Annotated in this window: 21 protein-coding genes; 8 read left to right on the top strand and 13 right to left on the bottom strand. The window is 68.0% G+C overall.

Annotation, left to right across the window (positions count from 1 at the left end):
• The first annotated feature begins 47 nt into the window (after positions 1-47).
• The 3 genes from pepN (at position 48) to ACLJPD_RS23515 (ending at position 3,963) form a co-directional block, all read left to right on the top strand.
• Positions 48-2,639, top strand: a complete 2,592-nt coding sequence (gene pepN / locus ACLJPD_RS23525; RefSeq protein WP_410874936.1) for an aminopeptidase N — start codon at positions 48-50, stop codon at positions 2,637-2,639.
• 131 nt (positions 2,640-2,770) lie between these two features.
• Positions 2,771-3,376, top strand: coding sequence for a ClpP family protease (locus ACLJPD_RS23520; RefSeq protein WP_410874934.1), 606 nt, complete (start codon positions 2,771-2,773; stop codon positions 3,374-3,376).
• Positions 3,373-3,963: a ClpP family protease gene (locus ACLJPD_RS23515; RefSeq protein ID WP_410874932.1), complete on the top strand. Its 591-nt coding sequence runs from the start codon at positions 3,373-3,375 to the stop codon at positions 3,961-3,963. Before ACLJPD_RS23520 ends, ACLJPD_RS23515 begins: the two co-directional genes overlap by 4 nt.
• Before the next feature lie 19 nt (positions 3,964-3,982).
• Here the strand turns inward: ACLJPD_RS23515 and ACLJPD_RS23510 are convergent, their stop codons facing one another.
• The 3 genes from ACLJPD_RS23510 to ACLJPD_RS23500 all read right to left on the bottom strand — a co-directional run bounded on the left by ACLJPD_RS23510 (position 3,983) and on the right by ACLJPD_RS23500 (position 7,348).
• Positions 3,983-4,816: an SDR family oxidoreductase gene (locus ACLJPD_RS23510; protein WP_410874931.1), complete on the bottom strand. Its 834-nt coding sequence runs from the start codon at positions 4,814-4,816 to the stop codon at positions 3,983-3,985.
• Complete coding sequence (locus ACLJPD_RS23505; protein ID WP_410874930.1) at positions 4,813-6,291, bottom strand: flavin-containing monooxygenase; 1,479 nt, start codon at positions 6,289-6,291, stop codon at positions 4,813-4,815. Before ACLJPD_RS23505 ends, ACLJPD_RS23510 begins: the two co-directional genes overlap by 4 nt.
• A 64-nt stretch (positions 6,292-6,355) precedes the next feature.
• On the bottom strand, positions 6,356-7,348 hold the full coding sequence (locus ACLJPD_RS23500; RefSeq protein ID WP_410874928.1) for a patatin-like phospholipase family protein: 993 nt from the start codon (positions 7,346-7,348) through the stop codon (positions 6,356-6,358).
• 60 nt (positions 7,349-7,408) lie between these two features.
• On the opposite strand from ACLJPD_RS23500, the gene ACLJPD_RS23495 reads away from it, so the two are divergent.
• Positions 7,409-8,023: a TetR/AcrR family transcriptional regulator gene (locus ACLJPD_RS23495; RefSeq protein WP_410874927.1), complete on the top strand. Its 615-nt coding sequence runs from the start codon at positions 7,409-7,411 to the stop codon at positions 8,021-8,023.
• A 12-nt stretch (positions 8,024-8,035) separates the two neighbouring features.
• Here ACLJPD_RS23495 and ACLJPD_RS23490 read toward each other — a convergent pair whose 3' ends face one another.
• Together ACLJPD_RS23490 and ACLJPD_RS23485 are read right to left on the bottom strand one after the other, a co-directional pair.
• Positions 8,036-8,437, bottom strand: coding sequence for a helix-turn-helix domain-containing protein (locus tag ACLJPD_RS23490; protein WP_410874925.1), 402 nt, complete (start codon positions 8,435-8,437; stop codon positions 8,036-8,038).
• A 67-nt stretch (positions 8,438-8,504) separates the two neighbouring features.
• Complete coding sequence (locus tag ACLJPD_RS23485; RefSeq protein WP_410874923.1) at positions 8,505-9,704, bottom strand: alpha/beta hydrolase family protein; 1,200 nt, start codon at positions 9,702-9,704, stop codon at positions 8,505-8,507.
• Between the two features lie 59 nt (positions 9,705-9,763).
• Between ACLJPD_RS23485 and ACLJPD_RS23480 the strand changes: the two genes are divergently transcribed.
• Positions 9,764-9,886 carry a hypothetical protein gene (locus tag ACLJPD_RS23480; protein WP_410874922.1) on the top strand — a complete coding sequence of 41 codons (123 nt, stop codon included), beginning with the start codon at positions 9,764-9,766 and terminating at the stop codon, positions 9,884-9,886.
• A 24-nt stretch (positions 9,887-9,910) separates the two neighbouring features.
• On the opposite strand, the gene ACLJPD_RS23475 is transcribed toward ACLJPD_RS23480, so the two are convergent.
• From ACLJPD_RS23475 to ACLJPD_RS23460, 4 genes are all read right to left on the bottom strand, one after another.
• Positions 9,911-10,375, bottom strand: a complete 465-nt coding sequence (locus tag ACLJPD_RS23475; RefSeq protein ID WP_410874920.1) for a DUF5130 domain-containing protein — start codon at positions 10,373-10,375, stop codon at positions 9,911-9,913.
• Positions 10,362-10,640, bottom strand: coding sequence for a hypothetical protein (locus ACLJPD_RS23470; protein WP_194829561.1), 279 nt, complete (start codon positions 10,638-10,640; stop codon positions 10,362-10,364). The genes ACLJPD_RS23475 and ACLJPD_RS23470 overlap by 14 nt, the downstream gene beginning before the upstream one ends.
• 60 nt (positions 10,641-10,700) lie before the next feature.
• Positions 10,701-12,302, bottom strand: coding sequence for an alpha-amylase family glycosyl hydrolase (locus ACLJPD_RS23465; protein WP_410874918.1), 1,602 nt, complete (start codon positions 12,300-12,302; stop codon positions 10,701-10,703).
• A gap of 238 nt (positions 12,303-12,540) precedes the next feature.
• Complete coding sequence (locus tag ACLJPD_RS23460; RefSeq protein WP_410874917.1) at positions 12,541-12,954, bottom strand: globin; 414 nt, start codon at positions 12,952-12,954, stop codon at positions 12,541-12,543.
• Between the two features lie 164 nt (positions 12,955-13,118).
• Here ACLJPD_RS23460 and ACLJPD_RS23455 point away from each other — a divergent pair, with 164 nt between their 5' ends.
• On the top strand, positions 13,119-13,802 hold the full coding sequence (locus tag ACLJPD_RS23455) for an HNH endonuclease (protein ID WP_410874915.1): 684 nt from the start codon (positions 13,119-13,121) through the stop codon (positions 13,800-13,802).
• A gap of 15 nt (positions 13,803-13,817) precedes the next feature.
• On the opposite strand, the gene ACLJPD_RS23450 is transcribed toward ACLJPD_RS23455, so the two are convergent.
• Positions 13,818-14,387, bottom strand: a complete 570-nt coding sequence (locus ACLJPD_RS23450) for a helix-turn-helix domain-containing protein (RefSeq protein WP_410874913.1) — start codon at positions 14,385-14,387, stop codon at positions 13,818-13,820.
• A 67-nt stretch (positions 14,388-14,454) separates the two neighbouring features.
• Here ACLJPD_RS23450 and ACLJPD_RS23445 point away from each other — a divergent pair, with 67 nt between their 5' ends.
• Both ACLJPD_RS23445 and ACLJPD_RS23440 read left to right on the top strand, forming a co-directional pair.
• Positions 14,455-15,147 carry an AzlC family ABC transporter permease gene (locus tag ACLJPD_RS23445; protein ID WP_410874911.1) on the top strand — a complete coding sequence of 231 codons (693 nt, stop codon included), beginning with the start codon at positions 14,455-14,457 and terminating at the stop codon, positions 15,145-15,147.
• Positions 15,148-15,202: 55 nt separating this feature from the next.
• On the top strand, positions 15,203-15,523 hold the full coding sequence (locus ACLJPD_RS23440; RefSeq protein ID WP_410874910.1) for an AzlD domain-containing protein: 321 nt from the start codon (positions 15,203-15,205) through the stop codon (positions 15,521-15,523).
• Between the two features lie 36 nt (positions 15,524-15,559).
• Here the strand turns inward: ACLJPD_RS23440 and ACLJPD_RS23435 are convergent, their stop codons facing one another.
• From ACLJPD_RS23435 to ACLJPD_RS23425, 3 genes are read right to left on the bottom strand one after another with little or no spacing between them, the layout of a single operon-like run.
• Complete coding sequence (locus tag ACLJPD_RS23435; RefSeq protein ID WP_410874909.1) at positions 15,560-16,231, bottom strand: hypothetical protein; 672 nt, start codon at positions 16,229-16,231, stop codon at positions 15,560-15,562.
• Positions 16,232-16,235: 4 nt separating this feature from the next.
• The gene (locus tag ACLJPD_RS23430) at positions 16,236-16,706 is read right to left on the bottom strand and encodes an acyl-CoA thioesterase (RefSeq protein WP_410874907.1); all 471 of its coding nucleotides are present in this window, start codon (positions 16,704-16,706) and stop codon (positions 16,236-16,238) included.
• A complete protein-coding gene (locus tag ACLJPD_RS23425) occupies positions 16,703-21,589 on the bottom strand; it encodes an NAD-glutamate dehydrogenase (RefSeq protein WP_410874906.1) in 4,887 nt (1,628 codons plus the stop codon). Before ACLJPD_RS23425 ends, ACLJPD_RS23430 begins: the two co-directional genes overlap by 4 nt.
• Between the last annotated feature and the right edge of the window lie 86 nt (positions 21,590-21,675).

Below are 21,675 nucleotides of genomic sequence, written 5' to 3'. Positions count from 1 at the left end.
TGGACGCCGAACCACCGTGCCGTGTTCGTCGAGAACGAAGGAGATCTATGTCCGCCCCGAATCTCACCCGCGACCAGGCGGTCGAACGCGCGGCCGTGGTGGCCGTGCAGAACTATCGGATCGAACTCGACCTCACCGATAAGCCGCGTGGTGCCGGGTCCGAGGTGTCGGACACGTTCGGGTCGACGACCACCGTCACCTTCACCGCCACCGCGGGCGCCAGCACGTTCATCGATCTGGTGGCGGCGCGGGTGCGCTCGGCGGTGCTCAACGGCGTCGCGCTGGATGTGAGCGCCTACGACGAGTCGACCGGAATCGCGCTGCCGGGGCTGGCCGAGAACAACGAGCTGGTCGTCGAGGCCGACTGCGAGTACTCGCACACCGGTGAGGGTCTGCACCGGTTCGTCGACCCGACCGACGACAATGTCTACCTGTACTCGCAGTTCGAGACCGCCGATGCCAAGCGGATGTTCGCCTGCTTCGATCAGCCCGATCTCAAGGCCACCTTCGACGTCGTGGCCACCGCGCCCAGCGACTGGGTGGTCGTGTCCAACGGCGCCGATATCGAACAGCACCCGATCGGCGCGGTCGTGCGCCACACCTTCGCCACCACCCCGCGGCTGAGCACCTACCTGGTGGCCCTGGTCGCGGGCCCCTACGCGACGTGGACCGACACATTCACCGACGCGACCGGTGAGATCCCGCTCGGCCTGTTCTGCCGCGCCTCGCTGGCCGAGTACATGGATGCCGAGCGGCTGTTCACCGAGACCAAGCAGGGTTTCGAGTTCTACCACAACAACTTCGGCGTGCCGTACCCGTTCGGCAAGTACGACCAGTTGTTCGTGCCGGAGTTCAACGCGGGCGCGATGGAGAACGCGGGCGCAGTGACCTACCTCGAGGACTACGTGTTCCGGTCCAAGGTGACCCGGGCGTCCTATGAGCGTCGCGCCGAGACCGTGCTGCACGAGATGGCGCACATGTGGTTCGGCGACCTGGTGACCATGAAGTGGTGGGACGACCTGTGGTTGAACGAGTCCTTCGCGACCTTCGCCTCGGTGCTGTGCCAGGCCGAGGCCACCGAATACACCAGTGCCTGGACCACTTTCGCGAATGTGGAGAAGTCCTGGGCCTACCGCCAGGACCAGCTGCCCTCGACCCACCCGATCGCCGCCGACATCCCCGACCTGCACGCGGTGGAGGTCAACTTCGACGGAATCACCTACGCCAAGGGCGCTTCGGTGCTCAAGCAGCTGGTGGCCTACGTGGGGCTGCAGCCGTTCCTGGCCGGTCTGCGTGACTACTTCGCCGAACATGCCTACGGCAACGCCACTTTCGACGATCTGCTGGCAGCACTGGAGAAGGCGTCGGGCCGTGACCTGTCGGACTGGGGCGCGCAGTGGCTCAAGACCACCGGCCTCAATATCCTGCGCCCCGATTTCGTCGTCGCGCCGGACGGCACGTTCTCCAGCTTCGCGGTCGTGCAGGAAGGCGCCGCGCCGGGTGCGGGCGAGTACCGGGTGCACCGGATCGCGGTAGGCGTCTATGACGATGTCGATGGAAAGCTGGTGCGCACCAAGCGAGTCGAGCTCGACCTCGACGCCGCCGGGCGTACCGAGGTGCCCGAGCTGGTCGGCGTGCCCCGCGGTGCGCTGGTGCTGGTCAACGATGACGACCTCACCTACTGCTCGCTGCGCCTCGACCCCGATTCCCTCGACGTGGTCGTGCAGCGTGTCGGTGACATCGCCGACTCGTTGCCACGCACGCTGGCCTGGTCGGCGGCCTGGGAGATGACCCGCCAGGCCGAGATGAAGGCCCGCGATTTCGTGGCACTCGTGCAACGCGGAATCGGCTCCGAATCCGAGATCGGGGTGGTGCAGCGACTGCTCATGCAGGCCAACACCGCCATCGGCAGTTACGCCGATCCCGAGTGGGCCGACCAGGTCGGCTGGCCGGAATTCGCCGACCGGCTGCTGGAACTGGCTCGTGGCGCCGAGGCCGGATCGGATCACCAGTTGGCCTTCGTCAACGCGCTGACCGGGGCGAAGCTGGAATCGCGCCACCTCGACGCGCTGGCCCAACTGCTCGACGGTGAACCCGCCGCGGCCGGCCTGGCCGGACTGACGGTCGACACCGATCTGCGCTGGCGCGTGGTCACCGCACTCGCGGGGGCGGGCCGGATCGACGGCGACGGTGTCGACACCCCGACCATCGATGCCGAACTGCGGGGCGACCCGACCGCGGCGGGCAAGCGTCAGGCGGCCATGGCGGCCACCGCCCGTCCGATCGCCGAGGTCAAGGCGCAGGCCTGGAAGACCGTGGTGGGCGACGACTCGGTCCCCAACATCACCGCCCGCGCCATCGTCGGCGGGTTCGCCCCCGCCGGTCAGGGCGAGTTGCTTGCCCCGTATGTGGCCAAGTACTTCGCCGAGATCCCCGCCGTCTGGGACCGCCGCTCGAGTGAAGTGGCCCAGACCGTGGTGATCGGCCTGTATCCGCACTGGGCGATCAGCGAGGAAGCAGTCGCCGCGGCCGACGAGTTCCTGGCAGGCGACCACCCGCCCGCCCTCTACCGCCTGGTCTCAGAGGGTCGATCGGGCATCGAACGTTCTTTGCGCGCAAGGGAGTTCGACGCCAAGTAGGTCATTCGAGGGCCCGGTGCCGCAGCGCACCGGGCCCTTCGGCGTCTGCGGGCCCCGCTCGCTGCTGTGAGCGGATCTGCTGACGGCAGCATCGGCGGCGAATCATGGTGGGCGCGAGGCACCGTGGACTCATGGCACACGACGACAAGACCCCGATGTTCAGCTGGCGGGCCCGCGAACAACTGTTCGGCCGCCGGATCCTCGTACTCGACGGCCCCCTCGACGACGACAACGGCACCCTGCTCATCACCCAACTGCTCACCCTCGGCGCCCAGAGCCCCGAGGCCGGGATCTCGCTGTGGATCCACTCCCCCGGCGGTTCGGTGCCGTCGATGCTGGCGATCCGCGACGTGATGCGGCTCGTTCCGTGCGAGATTTCCACCCTGGCCCTCGGATTGGCGTGCAGCGCAGGACAATTCCTGCTCTCGTCCGGAGCGAAGGGCAAACGGTATGCCCTGCCGCACGCCCGCGTCCTCATGCACCAGGGGTCGGCGGGAATCGGCGGTAGTGCGGTGGAAGTGGAAGTGCAGGCCGACGATCTGCGCCACACCGTCGACACCGTGCTCGGCCTCATCGCCGAGGACACCGGGCAACCTTTCGACCGCATCTACGAGGACTCGCTGCACGACCGCTGGTTCACCGCACCCCAGGCACTCGAGTACGGGTTCATCGACCACATCGTCGAATCCTTCGACCAGGTCGTTCCGAACCGTCATCGCATCGGGATCACCGCATGACCTACCCGATTCCGAATGTGGTGTCCCAGCATCGCGGCGGTGGAGAGCGGATCACCGATATCTATTCGCACCTGCTCAGCGAACGCATCGTCTACCTGGGCACCCCCATCGACTCCGGCGTCGCCAACGCGCTCATCGCCCAACTCCTGCACCTGGAATCCGACAGCCCCGGCCAGGCGATCAGCCTCTACATCAATTGCGAAGGCGGCGACCTGTCCGCCATGCTCGCCGTCTACGACACCATGCGCTTCATCAAGGCACCGGTGCACACCACCTGCGTCGGCCAGGCGATCGCGGTCGGCGCCGTCCTGCTCGCAGGCGGTGCGGCCGGTCATCGGGCGATGCTGCCGCACACGCGCATCGTGTTGCACCAGCCCGCGACTCGCGGTCAGGGCACGATTCCCGACCTGATCCTGCAGGCCGACGAGATCATCCGCATGCGCGCGGCGATCGAGGCGATTTTGGCCAAACACACCGGCCAGACCCCGGAGACCCTGCGCCGCGACACCGACCGCGACCGGGTGTTCACGGCCGACACCGCACTCGACTACGGGCTGGTCGACCACGTCCTGCACGAACGGGAGTGACCAGCCGATCGTGTGGCGCTCACTGCTTTTCGATGCGATTGAGGTAGGCGCGACGGACGTCGTCGTCGACGCGGGTGATGGCGGCGTCGTCGTGGGCAGCCTTGCGGAAGGCTCGCATCACCGGCTCCGGCACGAGACCGGACGCGTTCGCCAACAGGCCGACATAGCCGGGCACCGCGGTCTCGGCCGCCCGGGTCTTGACCGTGCGGACCACCGCGGCGGCGATGTCCTCGGGGTCGACGGCGGGCAGGATCCCGTAGTCGATGCCGGAGCTGAGTTCGGTGCGCACGGCCGACGGGAGCACCGCGCTCACGCTGACCCCGGTGGCGTCCATTTCCAGCCTGGTGGCGGCGGTCAGGCCGACCACCGCGTACTTGCTGGCGTTGTACACGGCCAAGCCCTTGAGCGGGAACTTGCCCGCCAGCGAGGCCACATTCACGACGTGGCCGTAGCCGCGCTCGACCATTCCGGGCAGGGCCAGCCGCATGCCATGGATGACGCCGTAGACATTGACGTCCATGGTGAGCTGGTCGATGCGGTCGGACTGGTCGAGGAACGGGCCGTTCGGCATCACACCCGCGTTGTTCACCAGCACGTCCAGCGGGCCGTGCCACTGGTTGGTAGCATCGAGAAACGCCGCGTAGGAGTCCTTGTCGGTGACGTCGAGGGCATGGCCCATCGCATGATCGCCGAGGTCTGCCGCCGCCTGCACGGCCAGCGCCTCGTCGAGGTCACCGAGCGCGACGTACGCACCGGCTTCGATGAACGCCGCGGCCGTGGCGAGTCCGATGCCGCGGGCGGCGCCGGTGATCGCGATGGTGGCGCCTGCCAGGTCGATCCGTGGGTAGCTCATACCGTGGCCTCTCGATGGTCGTGGGTGATGGTGAAGTCGGACGGGTCGAAGGCGCTGACGCGGGTGGTGAGTTCGCCGGTGGACCACGGCCAGCTGAAACTGTTGCGGCCGTTGGCATCCATGTAGTAGCTCTGGCAACCGCCCGCGTTGTAGACCGTGCCGGCCAGCGCGGCTTGCACCTGGTCGACGTAGCGCGCCTGCACCTCGGGACGCACGTCCAGCGCCGCCCAGCCTTCGCGGCGGGCGCTCACGATCGCCGAGACGAGGAAGGCGACCTGGGCTTCGAGAATGGCGAACGCCGAGGAGTGGCCGGTGCCGAGGCTGGGGCCGAGCACGGTGAACGCGTTGGGGAAACCGGTGGTGATGGTGCCGAGATAGGCCTCGGGCGAGCCCTTCCAGTGCTCGGCCAAGGTGCGGCCGTCGGCGCCGCGGACGATGTCGGCCAGCGGGGTGTCGAGGATGTGGAAGCCGGTGCCGAGGATGACGGCGTCGACCTCGGCGGTGGTGCCGTCGGCGCCGACCACGGTGTTGCCACGGAATTCGGTGACCCCGGTGGCGTGCACGTCGACGTTGTCGCGGGTCAACGATTGAAGATAGCTGTTGGAGAACAGGATTCGCTTGCAGCCGAGCAGATAGTCCGGGGTCAGCTTCGCCCGCAGTGCCGGATCACGCACCACCGCACGCAGATACGCCGAACCGACGGCTTGCACCGTCTGCATCAGCGGTCGCGGGTGTCGGAAGGCCACCCCGAGCGCTTCCATCATCGCGTACTCGACCGACCGTAATGCCTTGTGCGCGAACGGGAACCGGCGCATCACCCGCTTCTCGACGACGGGCACGCGATGATCGAGTTTCGGCAGCACCCACTGCGCGGTGCGCTGGAACAGGTGCAGTTCGGCGACGTCGGGCGCGATGGCGGGCACGAACTGCACCGCGGACGCCCCGGAGCCGACCACCGCGACCCGCTTGCCGCGCAGGTCGTAATCATGGTTCCAGCGCGCGGAATGGAACACCTCGCCGGGGAATTCGGCCAGACCCGGGATCTCGGGCAGGCGCGGTTCGTTCCACGGTCCCGCGGCCGACACGACGAAGCGCGCACTCAGCGGGCCCTCGCTGGTGTCGAGCCGCCACAGCCGCGCGGCATCGTCGAACTGCGAACCGACCACCTCCACCCCGAACCGGGTGCGCTCGGCCAACCCGTGCGCACGCGCCACCCGGTCGACGTAGTCGAGGATCTCGGGTTGGGGCGCGAACAGCCGCGACCACTCGCTGTTCGGCGCGAAGGAGAACGAGTACAGGCCCGACGGTACGTCGCAGGCACAACCGGGATAGGTGTTGGCTCGCCAAGTGCCGCCGAAGGTTTCGGCTTTCTCGACGATCACCACATCCTCGACGCCCGCTTCGATCAACTTGATCGCGGCGCAGATGCCGGAAACTCCCGCTCCGATCACCACGACCTCATGATGGCGGCTCATACAACTTCTCCTTCGAACGACAACGAGTGGTGCGCGCAGCGCCGATACCGATCGGCGCAGCGGATCATGCGAGTCGGCCCGCGAGTCGCGAGGCGCGCATCGCGTCGGCGACCCGGGCCGGGACGTGGCGGCGAGCGGCGGCGAGAGTGGCTGGGCGACGGGCCGAATCCATGAAGTTCGCGCCCATGGCGGCGAGTTCTTCGGGGCCCGGTTCGACGCGGATCACGCGGGTGCCCGCGGCGCGCAGCAGGGCCACTTCGCGGTCGAGGCCGCGGGTCATCTGCGCACGGAGCAGACGTTCGAGCCGGTTCAGGCCAGTGGCCGGTGCGCCGCCTTCGGAGGTCATCGGGGCGACAACCACCACTTCGTCGAGTTCGAGTGGGACCAGCAGATCGGCCGATACCGAGGACACCGAACCACCGTCGACGTAGTCGTTTTCGCCGATCCGCACGGGCGGGAACCAACCGGGGATAGCCCAGGAAGCGGCGATCGCGGCACCCAGATCGACCGGCGCCGTACCAGCCGATCTTCCGGCCGTCGCGAGAGCAGTTCCCGATCCGTTCGCTCCGAAGGCGACTCGCGCACCCGTTGCCGCGTCGGCGCCGACCACCCAGGTCGCGGGATGGCTCACCCAGCCGCTCGGGGCGGCCAGCGCCTGACCGAAGGAACGCAACCAGTCGGCGTCACTGCGGCCCCGCGGCAGGAGCCCGGCCAGCGCGGTGTAGGGCGAACGAGCGCGCAGACCGGCGCCGACCAGGCCGAAGCCGGGGAATCCGAGGTGCGGCAGCGGGGGGAACTTGCCGGGGTCGACGGCAACGTGGGCGGCCAGGATCGGGTCGGCGTCGGGGGCCCGGTCGAGGGCGGCGAGCAGGTCGGTGGGGGTGCGGCCGGAGCCGAGGGCCGCCACGAGTTCCGCGCCCGCGGAGGTGCCGACCAGAACGTCGGCGGTGCGGATGTCCCAGTTCAAGGCGCGTTCGACGGCGTCGAGGGCTACGGCGGTCCAGGCGAAGCCGAGCAGGCCACCGCAGCCGATCGCTACGCCACGTCGTGTTGTCATATTTCGAATACTAACGGTATTTGAATTCCAGCGGTAGCCCGTCTTGCTAAACTCCCGCACATGGCCAGGATGACCCGCAAGGAGTCGCACGCACTCACTCGCGAGCGACTGGTCGAGACCGCCAAGCGGTTGTTCCTGGCCGATGGCTACAACGTGACCCCACTCGAGAAGGTGGCCACCGAGGCCGGGTACTCCAAGGGCGCGGTGTACTCCAATTTCGCGACGAAGCACGAATTGGGCCTGGCCGTGCTCGACGTCGTCCACGTGGAGCGCGCCCAGTCCCTCGTGGACGCGGTGATGCCGCACGACACCATCGCGGAGCGCATCGAAGGATTCGCCCGATGGGCCGACGAGAACATCGGCGATGTCGGCTGGACCGCGCTGGAGGTCGAGTTCGCGACCAGCACCCGGCACCTGCCCGAGGTCCGCGCCGAACTCGCCGAGCGCAGAACCACCCTCACCACGATGCTGGCCACGGTGATCCAGACTCAGTCCGATCAGCTCGGCCTCGAGCTGCCGATTCCCGCGGAAGATGCCGCGCTGCAACTACTCTCGCTCGGTATCGGCCTCGGCGTGCAGCGCGCGATCGACCCCGCACTGCCGATCAGCGCGATCGTCGACCTGCTCCGCAGCCAGATCGCCGCCGCGCAAACAAGCGCGACACCGGAGGGCTGATCGGCCGCCGAATCAGGCGGCGAGCAGGACGGCGTCCGGGGCCGGTGACATCGGGCCCGCATGGGAGGGCGCGATCTGGCGTCGCCCGCCCAGCACCACCGCACGAGTCGGAACGAGAGCGTACCTGCGCATCGATTCAGCCACCTGGGCGACGAGTTCGCCCAGCGATGTACCGAGGGCGCCGGCCAGCGCTGCGATCATCTCGCTCGACGGCTCTTTGCGTCCGCGCTCGACTTCGGACAGGTACTGCGGCGAGATACCCGCGCGCCCCGCGGTATCGACGAGGGTGGAGCGCTGTTCCAGGCGCAGGGCCCGCAGGCGTTCGCCCAACGCTTCACGCCAGAGTGGTTCCGGCCGCGACCGCTGTTCGCCGCGTCCACCCGGAATCACCCGCAACCCGTTGTGCTCGCCCATACTCCGAGACTAGGGACACCGAGCGTGAAACACCCGGCTCTTCTGCTCTGGGCGTAACCGCCGCGACTCAGCGGGTCATTCCGAAGCGGGTATCGGCCCAGGCCAGCGCGTCGGCGAAAGACGCGGCGACGATTTCGCTGTGGTCGGTGTCGTCGTACTTGCGGTAGTCGACCGACTGGCCGCCCGCCTGCAGTTCGGCCACCAGCGCATCGGTCGACCTCAGCGGGACGGTGAGATCGGAGCGGCCCTGCAGAACGAGGACCGGGGTGGTGAAGCGGAGGCCGCCAGGGTCGTTGTCGTCGAGCACGCGCAGCAGCGCCGACAGATCGCCGTCGGCGGTGAACACGTCCTTCGGCGACAGGCCGCCCCATTTGTTCTTGTCCCGCAGCCCACCGGTGCAGTCGGAGTCGGCGACGGGGAGCAGGGAGGTGGCACGGGTCGTGAGGAACCGCGTGGGATCGACATCGGTCACGGTCTGGGCGCCACGCACCAGCAGCGGCAGGTAGACCGACAGGTCGCCCGTGCCGATCTTGCCCAGCGGGTTCGACGCGGCCCACTTCGCCAACCGCACCTGCTCGCCGAGATGGGAGGTGGGGGCCAGCGCGACCGCGCCGAGCAGGGGCGAACTCGGCGCCCATCCCGCGGCGTCGGCGGCGGCGAACAGCGCCGCATGCCCGCCTTGCGAATGACCGAGCGCCACCCAGCGCGCACCGACGGACTTGTCGATCGTCCTTGCCGCCGTGGCGATGTCGGCCATCGCGCGCTGTTCGGTCGCGCCGATCATGTAGCCGTGCTCGCCGGGCGTGCCGAGGCCGAGGTAGTCGGTCCTGGCGACCGCGTAACCCTTGGCCACCCACCGCGCCTGCTCATCGTTGCTCGGCGTGGAGCCTTCCGAGCGCGAGGCCGCGCACACATCGGCGACCCCGGTACTGCCCGGTGCCCAGGAGATCAGCGGCCAACCACCTTCGGGTTCAGTGCCTTCCGGCACGGACAGGGTCCCCGACACAGCGACGGGCTTGCCGAGCAGGTCGACCGAGCGGTACAGCGTCAGATAGGTGCGCGCACCGGGCACGACCTGCGCGCCGGTGAGCCTTTTCGTGTGGATCACCGAACCGCGCGGTCCCGGAATCTTTTCCGCACGGGGGCTGTAGAACTCCGAAAGCGGTGCGGCCGCGGCGAATTCGACGGGATCGCTGTCCTGCGCGCAAGCCGACGCGGTCAGCGCGAGACAGGCCGCCGCGATCACGCGAACAATACGTGTGTGCAAGTTTCCCCCCGATACGCCGGCCGATGATGTGGCCGATAGACCGCCGATCAGGTTACTCGATGCCACCGCGACCGCTGATCATCGCGACGATGCCCAGCCGTGCACCGAGCAAGACGCTGATCATCGCGGCGAGGCGAAACGGCCTGCGCCGAAACACGTCCGGCGCGTTCACCACGAGGTGAACGCGCCGGACGGTGGAGAACGGACTAGCGGCCGATCGCGGCGGACATCACGCGGGTGGCCGAGATCAGGCCGTCGATCAGGTTGCCCTGACGGAACGAGGCCAGGGCGGCGGTGACGCCGAGCTGGCAGATGCGGTCGTTGGCGCGCTCGGCCACGTTCGCACCGGAACGGACCTCGATCGCGCCCTGGTTCGGGGACACGGCGATGAGCACCGAATCGGCCGACTCCGGGGTGTTCGGCAGGATCGCGTCGGCACCGGCCGCCGGATCGGCACCGAGGTCGCCGAGGTAGATGTTGAAGCGGACCTTGGTGGCGCGGGTCGCCTCGGTGAGCGCGTTGTCGAGCGAGATGCGCTCACGATCGGTGAACGGCACCTCGTCGAACACGGTGCCCGGCTCGTGCACGCCGGACACGCGACCGCTGCTGGTCAGGGCGAACCCGTGCGGCAGGTCGGCCTCGACCACCGCGGGCCAATTAGAACTTGCCACTTGCCCGGCCTCCGATCAGCTCCGCGTGCGCGGTTTCGAGAGCCGCATGACTGCCATGCGGCTCGGCGGTGTGGTGACCCGCCGCAGCGGTCACCTCATCGGTAGCACTCCACAGCACCGGCCGGTGGGTCCACTTCTGCCCGAGTGCGAAGTGGGCCGGCTTCTCACCGGGGAATGGCTTACCGAGATAGGACAAGCCCGCGATCGCGAAGTAGATCGCGGCCGGGATGCCGACGAAGATCAGCACTGTCTCGAGAATGCTCACGCACCAACGGTAGACGATGCTGTGTAGTAGTTCATCCTCCGGCTGTCCCTAACCCGCGTGTCAGACCAACCAGGCCGCCGCATTCGGCGCCAACCGGTCGTCGGCGACGGGCGCACTGGACAGCAGCACCTCGCCCGGCGGCAGCTGGATCGCGCCGTCGGAAGCATTGAGCACGCAGATCAGCCCGCCCGGACGACGGAAGGCGAGGCAACCGTCGGGGCTGCCGTACCACTCGATCCGCTGTCCCGCGAACTCCGGCCGGGTGGCGCGCAGGTCGATCGCCAATCGGTACAGCGACAGGGTCGAGTGCAGGGTTTCCAGCTGCGCTTCGACGGTGCGGTCGGTCCAGTCCACCGGGATCGGCAGCCACGGCTTGCCCTCGGTGAAACCGAACGGGGTGTTCGCGCCCTCCCACGGCATCGGGACGCGGCAACCGTCGCGACCGCGTTCGGTATGGCCCGTGCGCTCCCACACCGGGTCCTGCAGGACCTCGTCGGGCAGGTCATCGACATTGGGGAGGCCGAGTTCGGCGCCGTTGTAGATGAACACCGCACCGGGCAGGGCCAGTTCGACCATCATCATCGCCCGTGCCCGCGCGACGCCGGTCTTGCCACCGCCGTAGCGGGTCACCTCACGTTCGATGTCGTGATTGGACAGCGTCCACGTGGGTGGCGCGCCCGCGTCGGCGATCGCCGCGAGCGAGTGCTCGATCGCATCGTGCACACCCTGCGCGGTGAAGGGGGTCTCGGCGAGGCGGAAGTTGAACGCCAGGTGCAGCTCGTCGGGGCGGACGTATTCGCCGAAGCGGACGTTGTCGTCGACCCATACCTCGCCGATCGACACCGCGTCCGGATAGTCGTTGAGCACGGTGCGGATGCGGCGGTGGATGGCGTGCACACCGGGGTTGTTGAAGCGGGGGTCGTCGTCGTCATGGACGAGCATCTTGGTCTCGACCTTCGCCATGTCGGGCAGGCCTTCGGGCTTGGCCATCCCGTGTGCGACATCGAGGCGGAAACCGTCGACACCGCGGTCGAGCCAGAAGCGCAGGGTCTTCTCGAAATCGTCGGCGACCTCGGGGTTGTCCCAGTTCAGGTCGGGTTGTTCGGGCGCGAAGATGTGCAGGTACCACTGCCCCGGCACGCCATCGGGCTCGGTGATCCTGGTCCAGGCGGGACCACCGAAGATGCTCGGCCAGTTGTTGGGCGGCTCGTCACCGTTCTCGCCGCGACCGTCGCGGAAGATGTAGCGGGCGCGTTCGGGACTACCCGGCGCAGCCTCCAGTGCCTCGGCGAACCACGCGTGTTCGATGCTGGTGTGGTTGGGCACCAGATCCATCGTCACCTTGATCTCGCGGTCGTGCGCCTCGGCGATCAACTCGTCCAGCGCCCCCAACCCGCCGAACAGCGGGTCGATATCGCGCGGATCGGACACGTCGTAGCCACCGTCGGCCTGCGGTGAACGCATCACCGGACAGATCCACAGCGCGTCTACGCCCAATAGCTCCAGGTACCCCATCTTCTCGCGCACACCGCCCAGATCGCCGACACCGTCACCATCGGAGTCAGCGAACGAACGCGGATAGACCTGATAGAACACGGCGGTTTTCCACCACGGATCGGTGCTTGCTTCCCCCGGCACCGGCGAGGCAGGTGTCTGTGTCACACGTGCAATATTGCCAAAGTTCGGCCGCGATAATCAGGTGGGGCGAGACTTTTTGCGAATCCGGCAAATAACCAGCGTTCGCCACGCCGTTGCGAAACATCGTGGTAAAAGACCGCACCAGCGCGAAACCGGGGCGCTATCTGCTGGTCATCAGCGAACACCAAGCACCCGTACGCTGGGTACGAGCGATTATGGGGAGTTCTGTAGGGAGGCTGCGGGAATGCGGTGTACGCCTGGGTCAGGTTGGGGAATTCTGTAGGGAGGCAGCAGCCATTTGGAAATAGTCCAGCAGGGCCTTGCGGTGTTCGTCGTCCAGGATCGAGGGTTCGATCTCACCGACCGCGATGGTCATGCACCGCATCCAGGCGTCGCGTTCGAGCGGCCCGACGACGAACGGGTTGTGGCGCATGCGCAGGCGCGGGTGCCCGCGCTCGTCGGAGTAGGTGCGCGGACCGCCCCAGTACTGTTCGAGGAACATCCGCAACCGGCGCTCGGCCGGACCGAGGTCCTCCTCCGGGTACAGCGGACGCAGGATCTCATCGGCCGCGACCTCGCGATAGAACACCGACACCAGGCGGCGGAACGTCTCGGCGCCGCCCACGGCTTCGTAGAAGGAGGTCGTTGTCTGCTCACCGGTACTCACGGGCTCCATTGTGCCCCGATCACCACGGTCACGAACGCGCTGCCCTTCAACCACAGTTCATCCGGAAGTTTGAAAAATTGCCGTGCAATACCGGCAGAACCATGGTCAACTGAGGGCAGTATCGGCCCCAGATACCACATGATCCTGCCAATCATGAAATTGAGGTCAAGAAGATGAAGCAGCGACCGAGCGCCCGTTCACACGAGGCGCGCACGCATCGACAACTCCAGCCCGCCGACGTCCACAATCGTGGCTCGGGGGCTGTTCCGCTGCACATCGTGTCCGATCACACGCATATCCCCGCCCCGCTGCATCTCGCTGGGGACCACGACGCCGCCGCATGGCGCAAACGCCGGGTCCTGCTGCTCAACGCCACCTACGAGCCGCTCACCGCGCTGTCCGCGCGTCGCGCCGTCGTGCTGCTGATCTGCGCCAAAGCAGACGCCGTCCACGACGATCCCGAAGGCCCGGTCCTGCACTCCGCGGGCTCGCAAGTGGCGATTCCTTCCGTCATCCGCCTGCGCACCTATGTGCGGGTGCCCTACCGCGCCCGCGTGCCGATGACCCGCGCCGCGCTCATGCATCGCGACCACTACCGCTGCGGGTACTGCGGCGGCAAGGCCGAGACCATCGACCACGTGATCCCCCGCAGTCGCGGCGGCGAGCACTCGTGGGAGAACTGCGTCGCCAGCTGCGCCCCCTGCAATCACCGCAAGGCCGACAAAATGCTGGCAGACCTGGGCTGGCACCTGCGCCACCCACTGGTCTCCCCCAAGGGCCCGCACTGGCGGCTGCTGTCGACCACCGCCGATCTGGATCCGATCTGGTTGCAGTACCTCGGCGAAGGAGCTGCCTGATACCGCGCGATCGATTCAGGCGCTCTCGATGACCATCGTCGCCCAGGTTCCCGGTTCGAGGGCTTCGAAGATGTGCGGGAGATCGCCCAGGTAGCGGATGTAGTCGCCGGGGCGCATCTCCACGGGGTCGTCGGCCGGACCCGCCATGGCACGGCCCGCCGCCAGGACGACATGTTCGACGACGCCGGGGCTGTGCGGATCCGAACGACGGGTGTGCCCGGGTTCGGCCGCGATGCGGTACACATCACAGCGGGTGTGCGACTGGCCCGCTGCGAGCAATGTCACCCGATAGTCGGCATCGGCCGATGGGACGGGCGCGCCCTCGTCGGCGCGGATGACCTGAACGTTGGCACGCGGCGGATCGAGCAGCCGGGAGAACGGCATCTCGAGGGCTACACACAGTGCCCACAGGGTTTCCAGACTGGGATTGCCCGTGCCCGATTCCAGTTGCGACAGGGTGGATTTCGCGACCCCCGCCCGGCTGGCGACCTCGGTCAGCGACAGGCCGGCGCGGGCGCGTTCACGTCGAAGCGCCGCCGCGATCACCGCCTGGGGCGGTCCGACGACGGGGTCCTGCCGGTCCATCTACGCCTCCTGAGGGCTGGCGATACCGCGTTGACTTTACCCACCCTCAGCGTTCAATATAAACAACATGCGTTCGATTTGGCGAACACTCGACCGGAGAACCGTGGCTGCCGTAGCCGCGGCGTGCTGTGCCGTCGGCTTGTTCGGGGTGTCCTACGGCGCGTCGACGATCGCGGCCGGGTTCCCGATGTGGATGCCGATCGTGATGGCGGTGACCGTGCTGGCAGGCGGGTCGGAGTTGCTGTTCTTCGGGATCGTCGCGGCCGGCGGTAGTCCGCTGGCTGCGGTGGTGGCCGGGCTGCTGCTCAACGCGCGACACCTGCCGTACGGGCTGTCGGCGCCCGAGGTGTTCGGGCACGGCTGGAAACGAGTGCTCGGCATCCACGTCCTCAACGACGAGTCGGTCGCTTTCGCCGCGGCGCCCGGCGACCACGAACGCAAACGCGCGGCGTACTGGGCCTGCGGGATCGGGGTCGCGCTGTGCTGGCCACTGGGGGCTACCCTCGGCGCGGCGCTGGGTTCACTCGTTCCCGACACGTCGGCGCTCGGGTTGGACGCGGTGTTCCCGGTGATCCTGCTGGCGCTGATCCTGCCCGCACTGCGCGATCGGTCGACGTTGCGACCGGTACTGGTCGGTGCGGGGTCGGCCGTGGTCGTCGCGCCGTTCGTTCCGGCGGGCCTGCCGGTACTGATCGCCCTGGTCGGACTGATCTTCGCGCTCCGACCGCCCGCGCCTGCTGTTGATCCGGTGACGGCATGACATCGTCGACACCCTCGCCCCTCCACCAAACGCGAACAGAAGCCTCGGTGGTCGCATGAACGCGCCCTATCTGCTGCCCGCCATGCTGGCCCTGGCAGTCGGAACCTACGCCCTCCGATGGACCGGCCCGGCGATGCGACACCGACTGCGGTTGTCTCCAAGGGCGATTCACCTACTCGATACCGGTGCCCTGATCCTGCTCGCGGCGCTCGTCGCGACGGCGACATTGCCTACCGGCTCCGGCCACCTGGGTATCGCCCTCCCCGCCGGCGTCGCGGTCGGCGGGGTGCTCGCCTGGCGGCGGGCCCCTCTGCTCGTCACCGTGCTGGCCGCGGCAACCACGACCGCGGTGCTGCGACTCCTCGGCGTGCACTGACCCCACCGTTCACTGCAGGTCCGCGGCCCACCCAATTCAGCTGGGCGACAACGGAATCCCGCCACCCAACCGCCGAGCCACCGACCCGTACCGCGCATCCAACCGCAGCCAGGTCCGCGTCGCCCGAACCCGCACCAGCTCCGACGGCTGGATCCGACGTGACTCGGTCTTCTCCCCCGCATGCGGAATGAAATCCATCGCGGTGAGCGCGAAGACCACGCGCATCGGCACCTGAACCTCGATATCGCCGGGGCCGGTGACAGTCAGGACCGACTGGTCGAGCAGGGAGGCCGGTGGCCCTTTGGGACCACCGTGCTCGCGCGCCACATCCGCGCCGCGTTCGGCCAGCTCGACCAGGGTCCGCGCCGGAACGTCGTCGACGTGCGTGAAGCCGTCGGTAGGGGGCAGCGCCCCGCGCCAGGCGGAGTCCATCGAATAGCCGAGGTCCACCGGGTGCCCCGTACCCAGCCCGGCAAGGACCATGTCCGCACCGACAGTGACATCGTCGACGCCGAGCTCAGCGGTGATCGTGCGCACCGCGAGGGTCTCGAATCCTGTTGCCACCCAAGCAGAGACAAGACTGGACCCGCGCCGCCGCAACCGGACGACAGCGGCCGGGTCGAGGCGGATGGCACGGCTGAGGAAAGTGGCCAGGTTCTCACGCTCGGCCGGGTCGGGCGTGTGCAGCACCCGTTGTTCAGGGCTCACGAAATCAGGCCCGCCACAGCGCCAGGTAGTCGCGTTCGGACTCGCCGAGCCTGCGCAGCCGCTGCGTATCGATGTCGAACGCGGCGAGCTGGGTGGTCGCGATGACCGCGGGCGGCGAATCGGGGGCCGCACCGTTGGCACGCACCTCGTAGCCGATGGTGAAATCGACCGCCCGCAACTGCTTGATCCACATGGCGATGTCGAGCGGGGTGTCCTCGTGCCGCAACTGCCCCCGGTACTTCACGTGCAGGTCGACCAGCACACAGCCCTGCCGCCCCATCGACGCCGTCGGCTTGTCGTCGTCGAACAACCACGGAATTCGCGCCTCTTCGAGCAGCGTCACCATCCGGGCATGGTTGACGTGCTGGAACACGTCCATGTCCGACCAGCGGATCTCGACCTTCGCGTGAAAACGCTGCGGCAACACCAGCTCTGGTGTGGGCGTGGCGGTGTTGCCGTTCGGCGAACTCGTCACCGTGGTACCTCCGATTGGGCGCCCACCCCGCTCACCATGCTCCGCACCTGTCGCGCGGCGACCGACAGTGTGGCGAGGTCGTGGGTCCCGGACTCGAACAATTCCGACAGTGCCGCGCGCGCACGGCCCAGCCGGGACTGGTTCTTCGACTCCCAGTATGCAATTTTCTCGTCGGCCGTTTCCTCCGGGTCACCCCCGGAGAGCACATCGAGGGTGAGCGAACGCAGCGAACCGTACATGTCGTCGCGCAGGGCGAGCCGGGCCAACGCGTGCCAGCGGTCGCCACGTTCGAGGTGGCTCACGGCCTCGAGCAGCCAGTCGATCTTGAGGTGCTCGTTGAGCGCGTAGTACAGCCCGCCCACCTCGGCGCCGTCGCGATCGGTGATATCGGCGATGTCGACGATATCCAGCAGCGGGAACAGTCCGAGCAGCCCGAATACCTCGGTGGCCAGGTCGGTCGGCGCACCGCGAGCGATCAGCTCGGCCGCGCTCTGGGTGAGCGAGGTGACGTGATGCCCGCGCAACCAGCCCGGCACCTGCGGCGCCAGCTCCTGCACCCGGCGGTGATACCGGTTGATCTCGGCACCGACCGCGACCGGCTGCGGACGGTTGGTCAGCAGCCATCGCGATGCTCGGTCCAGGGTCCGCTTGGATTCCAGTTCCAGCAGGTCACAGACCGCGGCGGGAGCATCGGAGCTCCGGATGCGCGACCACACGTCATGGAGCCCGAAGATCTCGGTGACGGCGGCGAACGCGCGCACCGTGTCGGAGGTGGTGGCGCCGACCTCTTCGTTGAGCCGGTGGGCGTAGGTGATGCCGCCGTAGTCGACGACCTCGTTGACGATCATCGTGGTGACGATCTCGCGGCGCAGCCGGTGCTTCTTGATCGCCGCACCGAACTGTTCGCGCAGCGGTGTCGGGAAATACAGCGGCAGCTTCGTCGCGAAAAAGGTGCTGTCGGGCAGATCGGTGTCGAGCAGGTCGGCTTTGAGCCCGAGCTTCACGTGCGCGAGCAGATTGGCCAGTTCGGGCGAGGCGAGTCCGGCGCCCTCCTCGGCGCGGCGGGTCAGCTCGGCGGGTGAGGGCAGCGCTTCGAGCTCGCGATCCAGGCCGCGGCGCTGTTCGAGGTGGGCGATGACACGGCCGTGCACCGTGAGCATGTGGGGTGCGTCGGTGCGGGCGATGCCGATCAAGGCGTTCTGATCGACGTTGTCCTGCAACACCATTCGGGCGACTTCATCGGTCATCGAAGCCAGCAGCGGATTGCGGTCGGCGGGCGCGAGCCCACCCGCGCTGACCACGCCGTCGAGCAGAACCTTGATATTGACCTCATGGTCGGAGCAGTCGACGCCGGCGGAATTGTCCAGTGCGTCGGTGTTCATCTTGCCGCCGTTGCGGCAGAACTCGATCCGGCCGAGCGCGGTGGCGCCCAGGTTGCCACCCTCACCGATCACCTTGACCCGCAACTGATTTCCGTCGACCCGCACCGCGTCGTTGGACTTGTCGCCCACCTCGGCATTGGATTCGGTACTCGCCTTCACATAGGTGCCGATGCCGCCGTTCCACAGCAACTGCACCGGCGCGAGCAGGATCGCCCGCACCAGCTCCGGCGGCGAGAGCGCCTGTACCGAGTCGGGCAGCCCGAGCGCGATCCTGGCCTGCGGCGAGAGCGGCACCGACTTGACGGTCCGCTCGAACACGCCGCCACCCTCGCTGATCAAGGTCCGGTCGTAGTCGGCCCACGAGGAACGCGGCAGCGCGAACAACCGCTCGCGTTCGGCGAAGGAACTCGCGGCGTCGGGGTTCGGGTCGAGGAAGATGTGGCGGTGGTCGAACGCGGCGACCAGCCGGATGTGCGGGGAGAGCAGCATGCCGTTGCCGAACACGTCACCGCTCATATCGCCGACGCCGACAACGGTGAATTCCTGGCTCTGGGTGTCGATGTCCATCTCGCGGAAATGGCGTTTGACCGCTTCCCACGCACCCTTGGCGGTGATGCCCATCGCCTTGTGGTCATATCCTGCCGAGCCGCCGGAGGCGAAGGCGTCGCCGAGCCAGAAGCCGTAGCTCAGGGCCACCTCGTTGGCGATATCGGAGAAGCTGGCGGTGCCCTTGTCGGCAGCGACCACCAGGTAGGTGTCGTCGCCGTCGCGGCGCACCACCCGATCGGGCGGCAGCACCGCGCCGGTGGCCAGGTCGACATTGTCGGTGACGTCGAGCAGCCCGGAGATGAAGGTGCGATAGCACGCGACGCCCTCGGTAATGCTCGCCTGACGGTCGACGGCCGCGTCACCGACCGGCGCGGGCGGGCGCTTCACCACGAAGCCACCCTTGGCGCCGACCGGCACGATCACGGCGTTCTTCACCGCCTGTGCCTTGACCAGCCCCAGGATCTCGGTGCGGAAGTCCTCGAGCCGGTCCGACCAGCGCAGCCCGCCACGGGCCACCGACCCGAACCGCAGGTGCACGCCCTCGACACGGGGCGAGTACACGAAGATCTCGAATTTCGGCCGCGGCTTGGGCAATTCGGCGATCTCGCGCGGCTCGACCTTCAGCGCCAGGTAGTCGCGCGGGCGGCCGTCGGCATCGAGGACGTAGTTGTTGGTTCGCAGCGTGGCCTTGATCAGGCCGAGGATGGCGCGCAGGATGCGGTCGGCATCCATGCTGACCACCTCGTCGATCCCGGCCCGCACCCGCGCCTCGAGTTCGGCGGCGGCCTCGGCGGAGACGGTGGCCGGATCGAATCGGGCGGCGAACAGATCGACGAAGTCCCGCGCGACCTCAGGATGAGCCAGCAGCACGCGAGCGATATTGACCTGGGAGTACGGGAATCCGGCCTGCTGCAGGTATTTCGCGTAGGCACGCAGAATCGCCACCGACCGCCACGGCAGCCCGGCGCGCAACACGAGTTCGTTGAGACCGTCAGCTTCGGCACGGTCGTACCAGACTGCTTCGAAGGCGTCGGTGAACCGAGTACGCAGGGCGTCGACCTGGCTCGGCGCTTCGAGCAGTGCGGCGTCGAGGTCGCCGCCGAGCGCGTTGCGCAGCAGTTCGGGGCGGGCCTGCAGCCCGAAATCGTAGATCCAGCGCTCGGTGCCACCTTCGCGTTCGAGCTGGTAGGGCCGTTCGTCGACCACCTCGACGCCCAGGCTCTGTAGCACCGGGAGCACCTGACTCAGCGAGACACCGGAACCGGCGATGTAGAGGCTGAACCGCCACGATCCGGGCGCCGCTTCTGGCCTGCGGTACAGGTACTGGCCGATGCCGCCCTCGGTGAGTCGCTCGAGGCGCACCATGTCGGCCAGCGCGCGGGCGGGCGCGAAGTCCTCCTTGTAGCTTTCGGGCAATGCGGCCGAATACCGGGTGACCACAGCGGGGTCGAGCACGGTGGAGGAGGCGACCGCATCGTCGATCCGGTCGTCCCAGGTGTGGCTGGCCGCGTTGAGCAAGGCCTGCAGCCGCAGGCGGTTGTCCTCGGAGGTGTCGGGGGCGGTCCCCCCGGCGGCCTCGGCCGGCAGCATCACCGTGAAATACACACTGGCGAGCTCACTTTCGCTCACCCGTGCCGAGTAGTCGATATCGACACCGCCGAGCTCGGCGACCAGGATGTCCTGCATGTGCAGGCGGACCGCGGTGGTGTAGCGATCACGCGGCAGATACACCATGCAGGCCACGAAGCGGCCGTAGCCGTCACAGCGCAGGAAAAGCCGGACCTGCCTGCGCAAGCCGACGCCGAGCACCGCGACGGCGGTACGTCGCATGGTCTCGATGTCGGCGGAGAACAGTTCGGTGCGCGGGAACGACTCGATCACCTCGAGCATCGCCTGCCCGGAGAACGAGTCCTTGTCGAACCCGGCGGCCTCGATCGCGGTACGCACCCGGCGATTGATGACCGGGATGTCGAGCACGTTCTCGTGCACCGCGCTCACGGTGAACACCCCGATGAACAGGTGCACACCCAACACCGCGCCCACCTCGTCGACATCGGCGACGCCGACGAAGTACGGGTACACCGAGCGGTGCACGGTCGCGCGCACCAGACCCTGGGTGAGCATCAGCAGCGGACGGTCTTCGCCGTTGATCGGCACCTGGAAGTCGGTGCCGACATCGGGGCGAAGGACGCCGAGGCTCGCGCCGGGCACCGCCGTCGACACGGTGTGGCCGTTCTCGACACCACGGCGGTAGCGCCCGTAACCGAGCAGGGTGAAGTTGCCGTCGGCCAGCCAGCGCAGCAACTGGGCGCAGTCGGACACCTCGACCCCGGGGAACGGTGTGGCGCCCGCGGCGGCGGATCGGTCGAGCTCATCGGCGAGCGAGCTCTGCACCGAGGCCATGGCCTCGGTGTCGTCGATCACCTGACGGACGTCGGCGATCACCGCGGGCACGGTGCGTTCGATGTGATCGAGCTGGGCCCGACTCGTCGAGGGGTGCAGCTGCAGGTGCATCCACGATTCGGTGAGCCCGGTCGCGCCGTGGCGGTCCACCTCGTGCGCCGCGGCGCCGGCGAGGTGGCCGCTCTCGTCGCGGGTGACCTCGAAGATCGGGTGGATCACCTCGGAGACACTCACCTGCATCCGGCCCAGCGCCGCGGTGAGCGACTCCACCAGCAGCGGCATGTCGTCGGTGACCACCTGGACCGCCGCGCCCATCCCGGTCCCGTCGTCGGGGTGGTGCACCCGGACCTTGGCGTTGCCCGGCAGGCGAACGGCGGCCAATTCCATGTGGTGCCGGAAGATCTGAGTGATTCCGGGGATCGGGAAGTCCAGGTCTCCGGCATCGACGTGTCGGAAATACGCCTCCTCGAGAGTCGCGAGATCGCCGCGCAAGCTCTGCGGCATTCCCGCGGCCCACGCCGCGCTCGAGATTTCCGACGAGACCGTCATCGTTTAGCCCACTCCCATGGATTGTGGTTCGCTTCGATTTCGCAACGCGGGTGACGCATTTTCGAGACTAGCTCCGGCTACTCGAA

It is taken from the genome of Nocardia sp. A7 (assembly GCF_046549215.1).
Lineage (GTDB): Bacteria > Actinomycetota > Actinomycetes > Mycobacteriales > Mycobacteriaceae > Nocardia.
This window is presented reverse-complemented; position numbering and strand designations above follow the sequence as displayed.